Source organism: Colwellia sp. SU-HH01172 (assembly GCF_057553355.1).
The window spans coordinates 132,974-148,920 of sequence record NZ_BAAJMB010000006.1 but is presented as its reverse complement, the minus strand read 5'-3'; the positions used below and the strand labels follow the sequence as shown (position 1 = coordinate 148,920).

The window sequence follows — 15,947 nt, the reverse complement described above, 5'->3', positions numbered from 1 at the left end:
TTATGGCAAGCTTTCAAATAGTAATGCGTTACTCTTTTGTTGTTTCAGCAGTATCGGTGTAAATACGGCTTTTATGCTTCAACATTTTATCGACATAGCGGGCCATTTTAATTTTTTCTTTGATACTGGTTTCTAAAATGTCCTCTACTTCACGCAGTACATCTTTCATGCTAGCGACTTTTTCCGTCGAATTCACAACCACCTGATTTGGCTCATTACTTTGTAATTGCTCACCATTTAAAGAGCCCGTAAGTTCTAGCTCCATCTCTTTGGCAACTTCATTAATTGCCTCAACGTTAATGCTGTCAAGCTCTTCAAGAAAGCCAAACAGTAGTAATCGGTCAACAAAAATGTTTATTTTTCTAGGCACACCTAAGGTTTTTTCGTGGATCAGCTCAAATGCTTCATCAGAGAATACTTGCTCTTTGTTGCAGCCAGCCTGATGCAAACGGTGGTTGATATACTCTTTAACCTCTTCGCTTGATAGCGGTTTTAGGTGAGCAGAGGCGATGATCCTTTGGCGAAATTGCTCCATGTTAGGGGCTTGAATTATGCCCTTAAGCTCTTCTTGGCCAAGCAAAAAGCTTTGTATAAGCGGTTTATTATCCAATTGGAAGTTGGACAACATGCGCAGCTCTTCCACCGTTTCAGTAGGTAGGTTTTGCGCTTCGTCAACGATTAACAGTGCTCGTTTTCCTTGTTGATGTAACTGTACAAGAAATTTTTCGATAGCTTGCAATAAATCTGCCTTACTGTCGCCTTCGATGCTGATATTGAATTCAGATACTACTAATTCTAATAGCTCTTTCGGATCCAGTTTCGTAGTGACAAGCTGCGCGGCAACAATGCTAGCGTCGCCGATATTATTGAGTAAGTTTCGCGCAATCGTGGTTTTACCTGTCCCTATTGGCCCGGTAACCACGATAAAGCCTTCTCCTTGGTCTAAACCATATTGTAAATAGGATAAGGCACGTTGATGATGGCTCGAGGCAAAAAAGAACCTAGGGTCTGGGCTTAATTGAAATGGTCTTTCTTTAAAACCATAATAACTTTCATACATACTACTAGAAGCCTTTGGTAATTTTGGCGCTAACGCGGCCTTCTTCATAATTGAGCGTTGCATTTCCTGAGCTTCTATCAAGATAGCTCACCGTGAAATTGACGGATAATGCACTATTTAACGATTTTTCATAGCCTAGCTGGTAACGACGATAACGGTCAGTACGTTCTTGTTCGGTATCAATTTGCAGATTAGTTTCAGTATAAGATAGCTCTAAACTAACGCTAGAACGGCCACTTACATTACGCCTAACCTGCAAAGCTACCGCACCTGATTCATCTTCAATACGGGTATCAAGGTTATCACGACTTTGTCGATTGGCATTAAAACTAATGGTGGTGCGCGCAAGTTCTAACGTTGAATTCCAATTTAAGGTTTTATTCAGTGAAAAAGCATTATCTTCCACTAAAACGAATTCTTGGATTGGAAAAAGGCTGTAGCCCTGGTCGTCTGGATCATTAGGGTTATCAGGAATGATGGTGCTACCGTCTTGCACAGTACATTCCGAGATCAAGGTCACGCTATTATTTGGGCATAAGTAAAACCCTACCGTTTCAGCGACAAAATTATCGCGAGTTAAGGTTTGTACGTCTTCGATGTAAGTGATGGTATTAGTTAAACGTTTATTTCTATGGATAAAGTTGAGTCCATAGCTATCACCAAAGAAACGTTCAGAGTAACTCGCTTCTAAAGTCGTTCGAATACTCGGCTGCCAATTAATGGCCGCGTTTACATACTCTTTTTGCTCTTTACCATCAATATCAAGGTTATTGCCAATCGGCTTATTATACGAAGTGTCTAAATATAGTCGTGGTGAGATTAACCAACGAACACCTAAACCGTAGGAATTTGACTCGGTAGAATTGTTGGCGTTGCTTAAATTACCGCTATTATCTTCATCATAGTAACGGATAAAAGGGTTGATTTTGTAATCAGTAATTAAACCGATAATGGCTTCGCTTTGGCTTAACTTGCCGTCTTGACCATTATTTTTCAACTCTTGGTAATTATGTTCCATTTCCCAAAAGGCGTGTCTGGCACCTGTACCATTGGTGCTATTAAGGGTGGCAACGACACCTTCTCTATTACCTATGTTATCTTCTGAATTGGTTTGCAGATAACCAACGGCAGATTCAATGACAAAATCACTATTATTGATATTGTATTCAATACCACCATTATAGGTTTCCACTTGCACCGTATCGGCAGACACGATATCAGCTAAGGCGTTTCGACTGCCATTACGGGATTGATTGTCGATATCTATACCGGCGGAAAGAATAATGCCGTTAGGCCAAAGTTGCAGGCGAAAATCACTTGCTACTGTATGGTAGTCGTTATCAAGCTCATGATCATGACTGTAAAACGCATATCTGCTTTGAGATGAAAAGTTGAAAATCGCTTGCTGTGCTTGATAGACAGATTCAATGTTGATACCCGTTTGGCTCACCAAACTGGAAACTTCATTAGTGGTAGCGATACCAACATTATCAGTATACGTTTCATCAATTACTATACTCGGTTCAAATTGCCAATCACCTGCCATGACAAATTTTGAGCAGAATAGAGCAAGACATACTGCGCTAAGCTTAGTCTTTTGCGCCGTATCCATAGCCGTAGTAGCCATACAAATCCTTATGAGATCTTATTGCTTTGTTAAGTACCAGTCCTAATGCTAAATCTTCATTGAGGTGTTCTGTTGCTGATTTTATATCGGCTATTGAACTTTTTGACTCCTCAACAACAATGACTGCTTGTCCCATTAAATTCGCTAACACTAAAGTTTCAGTGACACCTATTAATGGTGGGCAATCAAAAATAACGATTCGATCGGGATAGCGATTAGCGAGCTCAAGTGCCAATGCCGCCATTTTTTCACTGGCTAATAATTCGTTGGATAAATGATGTGGCTTACCGGCCGGAATTAATTTAAGCTTATCGATATCGGTATTGTAAATAATATCACTGACTTGCCCTTCTTTCCCTAGTAGATATTCTATAAGTCCAGGTGTCTCTTCAAGGCCAAGCTCACGAATCACGCTGGGTCGTAGTACGTCGGCATCGATGAGTAGTACGGTTTTATCTTGTTCCAAAGCAATACTTAGCGCCAAATTAATTGCGACAAAAGTTTTTCCTTCATTTGGCTTGGCACTGCTGACCATAATCAGGTTACTATTTTCAAGTCTTTTCGCACCACTACCAAAAGCATTATTAAGTAACTTACGTTTAATTTGTCGAAACTCATCTTTGATACTTTTTCGAGTACCGGTATCAATCAAATAACCGCGTTCTTCCAAGCTGACTTTGTCGAGCGTTAAGCTCGCTTTAGTACTTGTCGTTGCAACTGTTTCTGCTTTTGGTTCTTGTGCCTGAGTCTGAACTGTTTCGACTTCAGGTGATTGCTGTTCGCTTTTTTTCTGTTGTTTAGCTAGCGCTTTTTCAATGATGCTCATAATTTATAAAATCCCTCTGATTGGCGCTAATATGACATTTGGTGCGATGGCATAAAGGACGAAAAATGCCAGCATAATAAATAAAACGCTATTAGAAATTATAAAGATGATTGTTTTTCTACGGTGCCACTGCTGTAGGCCTAAGTTTTCAGCCGCAGATACGATACCAAAAACCGGAATACCAGTCGCTTTAGAAACTTGGCTACTTGAAGTCACCACAGGGTTAATTTGACTAAATAATAATGACAAGCCAACACCGATACCAAAACCTAAAATAGTTGCGGCAATTAAAAATAAGATCCGCTTTGGTCCTGCTGGTTCGGTTGGCGCACGAGGGGGATCAATAACCCTAAATTGAATTGGGTTAGTGGTTTCATCCGCCTGTTGTGCCAGTTGCGCAGTTTCTTTTCGGTTTAACAGCTCTTCATACTTTGTTTTAGTTATTTCATAACCACGATTAAGTGATGTCAGCTCAGCTTCAATTTCTGGCAAAATATGAATTTTACTTTCAAGTTCTTTCACTTGCTGGCGATAGTCATTTGCTCTAACCGTGGTTGAAGCTACTTGATTTTCAAGCTGATTGACTTGAATTTGCAACTGTTGGATTACCGGGTTTTGGCTGGTGGAAATTTTGCTGGTATCACCGTCTTTAGTGGCTGTTAAATATTCATCAATTTCTTTACTACGTTGTTTGTTGAGGTGCGTTAAACGACGATTTACTTCGATAACATCAGGATGTTTTTCGGTATATCGTAATTGTAAAGAGTCTAATGTTGCCTCTAACTCAGAAATACGTTCATCATAAGTTGTTTGAATGCTATTAGAGTTCTTAATTTTGTTTTGCGGATTGCTACTATTGCTTGGTGAGGCCACCAATTGTGCTTTTGCCGACTTTAATTGAGTTTCTTGCTCTAGCAAGCTTAATTCAACAATTTTTAGCTGTTCTTTTACTACATTTAACTTTTGGTAAAAACCACCATACTGATCAGGTAATACGCCGCTATATTTCTGTTTGAAATCGGTTAACCTTGATTCGGCAGCAAGTAAACGATTTTCATAGTCTTTGATTTGTGTCTCTAAAAACTTCTGTGCGGAATTTGAATCGCTACGGTTTTCGCCTAAGGTATTTTCAATAAAAACCGTCAGCGCCGAATTCACCACATTCTTGGCCATTTCTGGATCTTTGTTTTGGTAGGTAATGGTAAAGATATTTTCTTTACGACCACCGGTTTTTCTTATAATAATATTTGATTTTAAATCGTCAATTAATCCTTCGTATGCCTCAGGGGTTCCCGCCTGTACATCAAGATCTGTCATCCGAGTAATGCGTTCGAGGTTAGGACGGCTTAATAATGTTTTAATCATTAAGCGAATTTGCACTTCAGGGTTTGTTTCTACGGTTAAGCCTTTTAACAATGGCCCAAGAATAGACTGGGTATCAGCATATACCCGTGCTTCTGACTCGTAAACATTGTCGAGCTGGGAAATAAAAACCCACGCAAACGGACAAATTAACCAAGTCGAGACGATAATGAATCGACGTTTTAGCCATATGCCTTTAAGATAGTCTACAACTTGTTCGATAATTTCTTGCATTCCTGACCTCTAAAACAGGTAAATAAATCTATTGTATTTAAAACCATGTCTCAGGTATTACAATGATATCGCCAGGTAAAACATCGACGTTCGCCGAGATTTCACCATTTTTAATTAAATCTTCTATAAATATATCGTATTGCTTTTGTAGCCCATTTTCTACACGCACTAACACTGCACCATTACCGTTGGCAAACTCAGTTAAACCACCGACACGGATCATGACGTCTAACAAGGTCATATGCTGGATATAGTTGACGGCTTTTGGTTCAGTTGCTTCACCAATAACCCTAATTTGTTCGCTAAATGGTCCAACAAAGTCGTTTACTGTTACGGTAACAACTGGGTCACGTAAATAAGTTGCTAATATTTCTTCGATTGAACGTGCCAATTCTGTCGGTGTTTTCCCTGATACTGGGATATCTTCCACGAGTGAGGTGGTGATCATACCATCAGGTCTAACAATGAATGTTCCCGATACTTCAGGGTTACGCCAAACGAATATGTTAACAACATCGCCAGCACCAATTAAATATTTATATGAATTAACATCAACTGTATTTGATTGATGAAGTGTTGCAGGAGGTAATGTAGATGTACTACACCCAGTCAAAATGTAACCCAATGCAAGAAATAAAATCGCTTTTATTGTAGTAGTCATGCCTTTTTCCATGGTATCAACCTTCTTATTTACAACCGTTTTTTATATAAGCTACCAGATTGTATTTGATTTTTACATACGATGCACATTATTTAATTTCTGTAAATATATTGTTATTGCACTAATTTAAATCTGCTAATGTTTACATTTACTGACGAATCAATTCTAATATACTGCCTAAAAAGCAAAAGTGTCGAACGCTGATTTATTTTTCTTACTGGAAAGGAACTTTCTAACCTTATGTCTAGCTCTAAATTTCGCGATTTATCTGCGGGTAGTAAGTCTTTAGTCTTAATCGAGTTTATCTGCTTTGCAGGTGCGCTATTGTTGAGTTTATACCTGAATAGCTTATTTCATTTTGTTACTCACGAAAGCGAAAATATTGCGATAAATGTTTTGTTTATTCACGCGATAGTGTTTGCTTTAGTGGTACAACTGTCCTCATTGGCAATGGGACTTTATAATTCCAAGTTACGAGAGAATTTTCGCGGCGTTGTTAGAAGGCTGCTTGTTTCGGTAGCGATAGGCTTTTTTATCGCCTCGTTAATCAATCCATTTTATGGTGTTGGTGCTTTAGCTATTGAATTATTGGCGATGGCTTCACTCATCAGTTTAATTATTGCCAGTGGCGTTCGTTATTTAACCTTGCAAATAGACTTTTTCGGTTTTAATAAGCGCAATGTTCTTGTGTTGGGTGCCGGTGAACGAGCTTCCATTATTGAAAAACGTATGCGTCGAGATGTCGATCGCCAAGGTTTTTTTATGCACGGCTTTGTTATTATGGCTGGTGATGCCGAGCATGGCATTATCAATGAAAATAGAATTACCTTAGATGGTTCATTAGTCAATTACGCCTTGGAACATGAAATCGATGAAATTGTTGTTGCCAATGACGAACGTCGAGAAAATTTGCCGGTTGATGAACTGTTTGCTTGTAAAATACGTGGTGTTGAAGTTACTGAAATACTAGACTTTATTGAGCGTGAAACTGGGCAAATTGCCGTTAACTTGATTTATCCTAGTTGGGTTATTTATTCGAATGGTTTTGCCTCAGCTAATCACCTACGTAACACCTTAGATTGGGTGTTCAATGCCAGCATGGGCTTTGCGCTACTGATGCTGACATGGCCAGTGATGTTGATTACCACACTGTTAATTAAACTTGATGAGGGCTTTAAAGCACCGATATTCTATTTTCAAGAAAGAGTGGGTTTAGATGGTCAGGCTTTCAATATTATTAAGTTTCGAAGTATGCGTGTTGATGCCGAAAAAAATGGCGCACAAATGGCATCTGAAAACGATGATAGAACCACAAAAATAGGTAAATTTATCCGTAAGTACCGTATTGATGAATTACCGCAAATATACAACGTAATGCGTGGTGATATGGGCTTTGTTGGACCCCGTCCAGAACGACCTGAGTTTGTTCAACAATTGATTAAAAACATTCCTTATTATAACGAGCGTCATAATGTTAAACCGGGTTTAACCGGTTGGGCACAGCTAAAATACCCTTATGGTGCCACGGAAGAAGACTCGTTAGAAAAACTTAAATATGATTTGTACTACATTAAGCATCGTAGCTTTATGCTTGATTTGTTGATCCTAATTCGTACCGTTGAAATCGTACTATTTGGCAAAGGGCGCTAAAGCTTCTTTCCACCTTTCGATGACAGTTCTTTAGCAAGCCTTTACTAAAGAACTGGTGCGTTTAAGCATAATTCCATAAATTTAATTTTATCAAATGGCTCTGAAATGGAAAGTCGGGCCAATTGGAATTTGTTCTGCTGTATTTCCTGATTAATATAATACCTAAAGGTAAAGGCAAGTTGGTAGCCTTGACGCTCGATCTCATCAAACATTTCAAAATTGTAGGTTGACGCGTCACCTACCGGGTAAGATATTGAAAGTACCTGGCTGCTAAGTTGTTCTTCTAATAGTTTTTTTGCATAAGATAATTCGTGTGACAGTTCATTGGCATTTAAGCTAGAAAAAATACGATGAGAGTGAGAGTGAGCGCCGATTGTCATACCAGCCGACTCCATTTCAATCAAATGCTGCCAGGTCATAAACTCATTGTCGTAGTGCTCTAGCAGTAAGCCGGTAGCTTTGCGCAGTTCAAGTAACTGCTCTTCAATCGTCGCTGAAGCGGATTTAAACTGGCTCAATACTTCACGGATATTTAGTTGTTCTGTTGATTTAGATAATGAAATTGTTTTTTGCCACGATTGCAGCCTAAGTTCGTCCAAATGGCAGTGTTTTATATGCCAAGCAATTTCGTCCCACCAAGGGATTGTTTTAGATTCAATAAGCCCGGTCGCGACAAAGAAGGTCGCCGGAATTTTCAGCGCGGTTAAAATAGGAAAGGCTAATTGATAGTTATCAACATAGCCATCATCAAAAGTAATGTAAGCTAACTTTTTATCGACGGGAGCATTACTATTGATGATGTTGATAAAGCTTGCTTGATCTATGATGTCAAAATTACTTTTGATAAACCGTAAGTGCTGTTCTAAATCTTCAGCGCTGCAAGAAAAGACATTAGGGTCATATTGACAAGTATTGGCATCGCCGATGCGATGAAAGTTAAAACAGTAAACACCGTTTTTTCGATAATTCCATAATGTATGCGTCATGCCAAGATGACGCATAATTCTTGTTCTAATTTTACTGAGCAGCATTAGCTATTTCGCAATAAAGTTAGGTTTTGGCAAAATATAATCACGATACTGGTGAGGACTGCCGACTTCATTTGCTTCCGCTGCTTTAATCATATTGTACATTTCCCTACTATTAACATAGTGCAATTGGTGGCGCTCACCATCGTTGTATTTCGCTTCCAAATAAGAAAACATATCATCAACGGGTTTGCCCAGTAAAACGTCCATATCTCTTTCTTGCGTGCCGTGGGTATGCACTTTAATGAATATCCAGTCCGGTTTTCCTTTGACATGAACATTGGCCTCGACCCATAAATCTACTCGCTCTTTAGTCGGCTCCATACCCTTCCTAATGTCAGAGTTCTCGATTTGTGGAAAGATGCCTTTTTTTAATTTCTTCCAATTTAACATTAGAGGGCCATTTACCATCATTAAGTCACCCCAAGCGGAGCCACCAACCGTGACATCAACACCAGTGTTATGTGATTTGGGCTTAAGTGGATCATCTTTGGCATAGTAAATACTGTTAATGGTTTTTGGTTGAGTGCTATGCGGCGCAGAAGGGTAGGTAAAGTCGGCATAACAGCCAGTTTCTTTTAAGACAATTAACTCATCATTGACACCACAAAGTTTTCCGTCATGGCCTGAATTATCTAAGGTCCAGTTGCCATGAATAAAACCATACATTAATTGTCCTGTTTCAGGATGATGAGACAAGGCGCCATGATCATTGTGTAACACATGACAAAACTTGCTAATAGAAGCTCTCAGGTTTTCAGAGGTATCATCATCATGATGAAGGTGTACTTCAATTTCACCAAAACCATCGCGGCATAATTTGGCAATTTTATCTAAATGTTCAACTCGATATTCTTCTTCAGGGTAAAAGAAAGTATGTTGTGGATGTATGCCGTTGGCATCGGCATGCTTTTTAGCCATGGCAGGGTATTCAGCACACCATCGGTCTACACGACTGCGTTCGATTTCAATACTATTAGGCTTGCCCCATTGTGGCTCGTAATGGTCAACAAAGGAGAAAATAACATGCTTGGTGTCGCTCGATTCTTGCTCGGCTTTGTTCATGCGTTGCTTGATATATTGCGGCAGCCATTCCTGCATATTCTTCTTTTTCAAAATTAAAAAGAATAGATATAAAGCGGTAATAAATAAAAATAAAATGATCACTAGCGGGTTGTCCTTTGCCAAGTTCCTTGTACATTGGAACTGAAATATTTAATAAATCCACGCATTAACGCTAGGTTCATTGCTACAAAAAATGCTAATAAGGCAGTTAACGTTGCCGTTTTTTTGCCCTTGGATTGTTGTTTTATGCCATAAAAGGCTATGAAATAAAAGATAAATTGTCCAGCAAGTGTTAGTTGATAAAAACTGCTCTCCAGCAAGCTGAGATTTGCAATTAAGGCAATTAACATGAAATGCGGCACAAACCAGCGGCAAACTTTATGACTGATATAGGCGATAAATCGCCAGCCTAATAAAGGGTTCAACGCCCAAGGCATTTTAAAAAATGCTTGATAGTTGCCTAAACCAATACGCACTCTTCGACCTTCTTCTTCGGCAAGGTTCGGGGCTATTTCCTCAATAGCCACGGCCTCTGGGTCGTAGACCAAACGAAAACCTTGCTTGGCAACATTCATGGCGATCTGAAAATCATCAACGATAGTATTAGCAGGTAACGGAATAAAAAGTGACTTTCTGATGGCATATATTGCACCATTGGCACCTTGCAATGCATTCAGTCTTGATTCATGAAATTTAAGTACTTGTTCGTAGCGCCAATATACATTGTCTTTATTATCGCCGGTGTCGCCGTCAACTAGGTGGAGTTCGCCGCATACGGCGCCAATTTTATCATTGCTGAAATGACGGGTTAGCTGCGAAATAGTATCGGCTTGGAAATGGGTGTTAGCATCAGAAAAGATAATTAGTTCATCTGCAGTTTTTTCTACCAAGTCATTTAAAACACTCATTTTTCCACGATTTTCAGTGAATATATGCACTTGCAAGTTGTCGGCGCTAAACTGTGACAGTATTTCGGCGGTTTGATCACGGCTACCATCTGAGCCAATTAAAAAGGTTATCTTATCTTGAGGATAATCTAGCGCTAATAGGTTTTCTACTCTAGCCTTGATACACGACTCTTCGTTATATGCCGCAATAATGACGGAAACTGCCGGGTAGTTTTTCACATTCAAGGTGCGACGTTGACGTCTGCGCCATAAATATTTGGTATCACTGACCGCTTGCTTGATACCACTAAAAATAAATAACATTAAAGGATAAAGAAAATAACTATAAATAATGACCGCAACACTAGCCCAAAACAAAACCTCCATTAGTCATTCGCCCCATTAACATTCTTTTTATAAGCTTTGGCTGGAATACCCAACATAGTTGCACCTTCATCCGCATTTTTTGTTAGTACGGCATTAGCACCGATTTTGACATTATCAGCAACCGTTAATGCGCCAATAATTTTTGCCCCAGCGCCAACAAAAATATTATTTGCCAGCACTGGAGATTTACCTTTTTCATCACCGATAACGACACCACTTTCTAAAGTAATATTACGACCACCGGTGACTTTAGAGTTAATAACAATACCGACAGGGTGCATAATAACAAAACCGGCAGCAAAATCAGCGCCACTGCCAATGACACAACCATTTAAGTATTTATTAAACCACTGAAAGAAATAAGCCAGTAAGCCAAGTCGGTGCAAAGCACACCAGCGCATGCATCGATACAGGACATTAGCACTGGTGCCATCGGCCATCCATATTCTCAGCATGCTGACATGGGCACCGTCTTCGGCAAAAATTTGTTGTTTGCGTTTTAAATCTGCTTTTAAATTACCCATTTGAATTCACATCTTGCTTAACTAAAGACAATAACTGCTGGGCGTTGTGTCGCCATTGGCGCTCTCTTTCGATGTAGGCTCGAGCATTTAACCCCACTTGTTTGTGCGCGGTAGGGTTATTCGCTATATCGAGCACTTTTTCAATACAAGCATTTCGATCGCCAGCAGGGAACAGCCAACTGGTTTCACCGTCAGTAACCACTTCGGCAATAGGTGAAAAATTAGGCGCTAGCATGCCTTTGCCCATGGCCATAAATTCAAATAGCTTCATCGGTGAGCCGTAATCATTCGAATCTGGTAAGATACCGAAATCCATGGCAGACAAATAATTTGCAACTTGTTTATGTTCGACTTTACCGGTCAAAATTACTTGTGAATTTACGCCTGCCGCATCGACTCGATTTTTTATTGCTTCAAAAGCAACACCGTCACCGACTAATAACAGCACTAAGTTTGGATTGTCTGGTAAATGCTGACAAATTAAATCAACAAACCAATCAATGCCGTGCCAATGAACAAATGCGCCCACATAACCGAGTACTAGCTTGTCATCAATGCCAAGCTCCTGTCGCAGATTGGTGCCTGCCTGTGGGTCAATAATAAATTTATCTAAATCGGCAGCGTTAGGAGAAACCACACAAGGCGCTATTTCACCATAAGCCTGTTGGGCAACTTCTTTAAATCGGCTAGAAATAAATACTAATCCTGTCGCATTTTTAAAAATCCAAGCTTCAATTTTTCCCGCTAAACGCTTAAAGGTTAATGCCCTAACACGATGAACCTGACAGGAATCATTGATCTCCAAAATAATGTCAATATTGTTGCGTTTTGCCCACCAAACACTGATAAACATAAACAATGAGTAACGTTCATAAATTAACTCGATATTATTACTTTTCACTGACTTTTTAAGTCTAAAAACGGCGAGTAGATTATAAGCGAGCTCAAACATTTCAAAAACAAACTCAGGCACATGCTTAGTGATGTCTGAAAGAAAAGAAAAAGCACTTTTTTTAGTTGGCTTATTTTGAGTTTGTGCTGGCGTTACTTGCTCTTCCGCTTCTGGCTCTGCGCCAGGAAAGGATAATATACTGACGCTATTACCCAGTTCCGTTAACCCCTTAACAACACCGCGAATATGTACGCCTTCAGCGCCTCTGCCTCGGGTTCTATGATGAAATAATATGTTCACTACTGCTTTGCCTCCAATGCATTAAAACGATAGCCTTGTTCAAGCCACTGAGGAATTAAAATTTCAAGTGCGTCAACACAGCGCTCGTGGTCATCATGAAATAAAATAATATCCCCAGCTTTGACGGGGTGTTTGATAAAGCGTTCAACAATTTTGTTGGCGGGCTCTTTTAAAAAATCCATTGAGTCTCGACTCCAATGCACAGCGGTAATTTTTTTATTCAACATGGTAAACAAAAGTTTTAGATCCCAGCGCCCTTGTGGGGCTCTAAATAAGGTGCAAGGTTCGTCAACAATTTGCTCAATAATTTGATTCGTTTTATTGATTTCTGCTATTTTTTCCGCATGTGAAATTTTATGAAACTCAGGATGACTATAGCTATGGTTGGCAATAGTGTGGGCACGTTTATGAATCTCAGCGAGCAAGTCGTGGTGTTTTTCTGCTCGACTACCAATAACAAAAAAGGTCACTTTAATTTGATGTTTATCGAGTAAATTCAGTAAACGTTCGATGACACCCGGTACAGGGCCATCGTCAAAAGTTAAATAAAGGGCTTTTTCATTTTGATTTTTGCTCAATAAAAATAGTCGGTCGGGTAAAATAAATGACCGGAGCAGATATTTTAGTTTACTGAGCATTAAATGATAATTCCATTATTCACAAAAACCATATTGTAACAGTAACGATTAAGAATCATACCCTTGAATGTTAATATTCGTTAACATTTGCAGTAGTTGATGCTTGTTATTTTGCCAGGAAAACTGTTGACTATGTTGTTGTATATTTTCCTTACTCCACTGCGCTGATAAAATAGCATCTAGCCCTTCTGCTACCGCTGTTTCGCATTTGGACGGAATGATTTTCCCACAAATATGTTCATCAACAACTTCAGGAATTCCGCCAACGTCACTGACTAACACCGGCGTGCCACAAGCCATAGCTTCAAGCACCACATTGGGAACACCTTCATTATAACTGGGTAATGCTAACACTCGTGCTTGGCTGATCAGTTGAGGTAATTGGTCATGATCAACGCTACCGAGTAGTTCTACTTTGTCACTAAGCGCCATCGATTTAGCTTGGCTACATATTTGCGAGCTCATATTTCCAGCGCCGGCATACAGTAACTTAAGGGCAGGGTGCTTTTTATGGATTGCCGCAAAACCGTTCAGTAATTCTAGAACGCCTTTTTCTTTTTTTAAATTACCGACATATAAAATATAATCAACCATGATTTGGTCCGACTCAGCCTGACTGATTCGAAATTTTTGGTGATCAACACCATTGTAAATAACATGAATTTTTTCTTTATTAACCCCAATATTGACCATTTCATCTGCAAGCGCTTGAGAAACTGATAAAATTCCCGTTGCTCGTTTGCTGGCACTGACAATTTGCTTGGCACGAGCGGGGATTTTTCCATGCAGATTAATATCGCTGCCATGGACTTTGAAAAAAAATGGGCAGTTGAGGAGTTTACTTATCCAGCTTGTGGCAACGGCTTCAGGAAACGCCCAGCTTGCCAACAGTGTTTTCGGCTTTTTGCTAAATAACCACCAACCGGAATGTAGCATGATGGAGATAAACATCATGGCACTATAAAAACGTCGGCCGAATTTAGGTAGGTAGAAGTAGGGGACATAGCGTAAATTCGTGCTTTGCTTGATTTCTTTTCTATGGGAAAACCATTCAGGAAAAGCGACCGGTACCAATACATTTTTTTCAAAAGTATCATCAAGTTGCGAAAATTGCTGACGGTTAAAGGTTGCTCTATTCGGTTCCCAAGGTAACGGATAAAGGTTAGTTACGATAACAAGAGAGGGCTTGTCTAGTTTAGATTTCACAGATGGTAACCCTATGTTTGCCACTGACAGTTAATGGAATATCATCAACAATATTAAAAATTAGCTGTAATTCATTGTTAGCATACTTATTGATTTCTTCGGCAATGTTAACTTTATCTTGTTCGGTAAATTGTTTATTTATTATCAGCGATATCTGTAAAGACGATATTTCGCTTTGCTTTACTTGAAACTTATCAATACCGCCAAATTCTTTGAATAAATGTGGGAACAGCTCACCGGGAATTGTTTTACCAGAAGTGGTTTTAATAATATCAAGTTTGCGGCCATCGATACTGCTCATGATCGGCAGCGGGTTATTACAACCACATGGTTCATTGATTAATGTGGCCCGATCGCCATTAACATAGCGAATGAGTGGCATGCCATAGTTGTATAAATCTGTAACCACTAAATCACCAGACTGGCCGGTAATCGCTTGGCCTGTATCATCAACGGTTTCAACGACTAAATGATCGCTATTAATGTGCAGCTGTTTATTTTCTTGGCATTCGGCAGACATTAGCATAAATTCGCGACAGCCAAAGGTGTCATAAACTTGGCAATTAAAGGCCTTCTCGATAACCTCTCGTTGAAAGTCATGTAGAGGTTCGGCGCCAGTAAGAATTGTTTTCGGTGAAAACACGGATAGATTTTCTGCGCTAATATATCGCGCTAATTCATAGAGTGGATTGACATAGGAAACCAGCGCACTCGGTCGATAACTATTTATTTCAGCAACATAACTGGCCATATTGCTGCTATTCATGGCGAAAGAGTTAAGCATTTTACGATTATAAAACCTGTGATATAAATCGTTTTTTAATGATTTTAATTTACTTGGTTGGCCAATATCAGCCCCCCACAAATATAGTGTTTTCTGTCCTAAGCCTGCCCCTAACCAACCATATCCACGCCACATAATGGCTTCGCGGCGAGTATTGCTATCGATATCGAGTTCGAAACGAAAGGGTTGTCCTGTTGAGCCCCCTGTTGCTTTTTTGATGTTACCTTTACTATTGTCGGCAACAATTTCGCTATAGTGCTGGTTGATATCATTTTTTGATATCAGTGGCAATTTGGTAAAATCTGACATTGATGAGATGTCATTGATAGAATTTATACCCGCATTCTTCCAATGCTTAGGATAGAAACTGGTATGCTGATAGGCATGTTCAAGGAGTTTACGAAGTTCTTGCCACTGATGTTGTGCTAACGCTTCTGGAGTCCACGTTAAATGTTGTTCATAGTTCTTTATATGTTCAACAAGATTTTTACCTTTAACAAGTTCATAGGTCGGCATTAAAAAATGACGAAAAATTGCGGTATACATCAGTAAAAATCTTCCTATTATTTTTAGCAGTGTTAATCGATTGAATTTAACAAATTAATTATATGAAAGTAACACTTTTATAGTAATATTCTCGTATAAGAAAAAATTGTGCGTTTAACCGATAAGACGACAGCGGCTTTATTTTTTGTTTTTACTAAGCTAATGCGCTTATTTAAACAATAGAATTTGTTGTTCATTTGAAATACCGATTTGATTGCTGATAACCCGTTTAACTATAAGCAGATTATAGTGTCACACGGACGGCTCGTC

General features: G+C 39.3%; 14 protein-coding genes. 1 reads left to right on the top strand and 13 read right to left on the bottom strand.

Annotation, left to right across the window (positions count from 1 at the left end; genetic code table 11):
- Positions 1-28: 28 nt before the first annotated feature.
- From AC27JP_RS15770 to AC27JP_RS15750, 5 genes are read right to left on the bottom strand one after another with little or no spacing between them, the layout of a single operon-like run.
- The gene (locus tag AC27JP_RS15770; protein ID WP_487117009.1) at positions 29-1,060 is read right to left on the bottom strand and encodes an XrtA/PEP-CTERM system-associated ATPase; all 1,032 of its coding nucleotides are present in this window, start codon (positions 1,058-1,060) and stop codon (positions 29-31) included.
- Between the two features lie 4 nt (positions 1,061-1,064).
- On the bottom strand, positions 1,065-2,687 hold the full coding sequence (locus AC27JP_RS15765) for a TIGR03016 family PEP-CTERM system-associated outer membrane protein (protein ID WP_487116799.1): 1,623 nt from the start codon (positions 2,685-2,687) through the stop codon (positions 1,065-1,067).
- The gene (locus AC27JP_RS15760; protein ID WP_487116797.1) at positions 2,650-3,513 is read right to left on the bottom strand and encodes an XrtA-associated tyrosine autokinase; all 864 of its coding nucleotides are present in this window, start codon (positions 3,511-3,513) and stop codon (positions 2,650-2,652) included. Before AC27JP_RS15760 ends, AC27JP_RS15765 begins: the two co-directional genes overlap by 38 nt.
- A gap of 3 nt (positions 3,514-3,516) precedes the next feature.
- Positions 3,517-5,109, bottom strand: coding sequence for an XrtA system polysaccharide chain length determinant (locus tag AC27JP_RS15755; protein ID WP_487116795.1), 1,593 nt, complete (start codon positions 5,107-5,109; stop codon positions 3,517-3,519).
- 37 nt (positions 5,110-5,146) lie between these two features.
- The gene (locus tag AC27JP_RS15750; RefSeq protein WP_487116793.1) at positions 5,147-5,770 is read right to left on the bottom strand and encodes an XrtA/PEP-CTERM system exopolysaccharide export protein; all 624 of its coding nucleotides are present in this window, start codon (positions 5,768-5,770) and stop codon (positions 5,147-5,149) included.
- A gap of 240 nt (positions 5,771-6,010) precedes the next feature.
- Here AC27JP_RS15750 and AC27JP_RS15745 point away from each other — a divergent pair, with 240 nt between their 5' ends.
- Positions 6,011-7,420 carry a TIGR03013 family XrtA/PEP-CTERM system glycosyltransferase gene (locus tag AC27JP_RS15745; protein ID WP_487116791.1) on the top strand — a complete coding sequence of 470 codons (1,410 nt, stop codon included), beginning with the start codon at positions 6,011-6,013 and terminating at the stop codon, positions 7,418-7,420.
- A gap of 44 nt (positions 7,421-7,464) precedes the next feature.
- On the opposite strand, the gene AC27JP_RS15740 is transcribed toward AC27JP_RS15745, so the two are convergent.
- The 8 genes from AC27JP_RS15740 to AC27JP_RS15705 are packed head-to-tail and all read right to left on the bottom strand — an operon-like array spanning position 7,465 to position 15,677.
- Positions 7,465-8,406, bottom strand: a complete 942-nt coding sequence (locus AC27JP_RS15740) for a polysaccharide deacetylase family protein (RefSeq protein WP_487116789.1) — start codon at positions 8,404-8,406, stop codon at positions 7,465-7,467.
- 48 nt (positions 8,407-8,454) lie between these two features.
- Entirely contained in the window at positions 8,455-9,615 is a 1,161-nt protein-coding gene (locus AC27JP_RS15735) for a hypothetical protein (protein WP_487116787.1), read from the bottom strand.
- Complete coding sequence (locus AC27JP_RS15730; protein WP_487116785.1) at positions 9,615-10,787, bottom strand: glycosyltransferase family 2 protein; 1,173 nt, start codon at positions 10,785-10,787, stop codon at positions 9,615-9,617. The genes AC27JP_RS15735 and AC27JP_RS15730 overlap by 1 nt, the downstream gene beginning before the upstream one ends.
- Positions 10,787-11,311 carry a serine O-acetyltransferase gene (locus tag AC27JP_RS15725; protein ID WP_487116783.1) on the bottom strand — a complete coding sequence of 175 codons (525 nt, stop codon included), beginning with the start codon at positions 11,309-11,311 and terminating at the stop codon, positions 10,787-10,789. Before AC27JP_RS15725 ends, AC27JP_RS15730 begins: the two co-directional genes overlap by 1 nt.
- Positions 11,304-12,503, bottom strand: a complete 1,200-nt coding sequence (locus AC27JP_RS15720; protein WP_487116781.1) for a glycosyltransferase family 4 protein — start codon at positions 12,501-12,503, stop codon at positions 11,304-11,306. Before AC27JP_RS15720 ends, AC27JP_RS15725 begins: the two co-directional genes overlap by 8 nt.
- Positions 12,503-13,141, bottom strand: coding sequence for a polysaccharide deacetylase family protein (locus AC27JP_RS15715; protein WP_487116779.1), 639 nt, complete (start codon positions 13,139-13,141; stop codon positions 12,503-12,505). Before AC27JP_RS15715 ends, AC27JP_RS15720 begins: the two co-directional genes overlap by 1 nt.
- Positions 13,142-13,189: 48 nt before the next feature.
- Positions 13,190-14,347 carry a glycosyltransferase gene (locus AC27JP_RS15710; protein WP_487116777.1) on the bottom strand — a complete coding sequence of 386 codons (1,158 nt, stop codon included), beginning with the start codon at positions 14,345-14,347 and terminating at the stop codon, positions 13,190-13,192.
- Positions 14,337-15,677 (bottom strand): phenylacetate--CoA ligase family protein, encoded by a 1,341-nt coding sequence (locus AC27JP_RS15705; RefSeq protein ID WP_487116775.1) that lies wholly within the window; start codon positions 15,675-15,677, stop codon positions 14,337-14,339. Before AC27JP_RS15705 ends, AC27JP_RS15710 begins: the two co-directional genes overlap by 11 nt.
- Positions 15,678-15,947 lie beyond the last annotated feature (270 nt).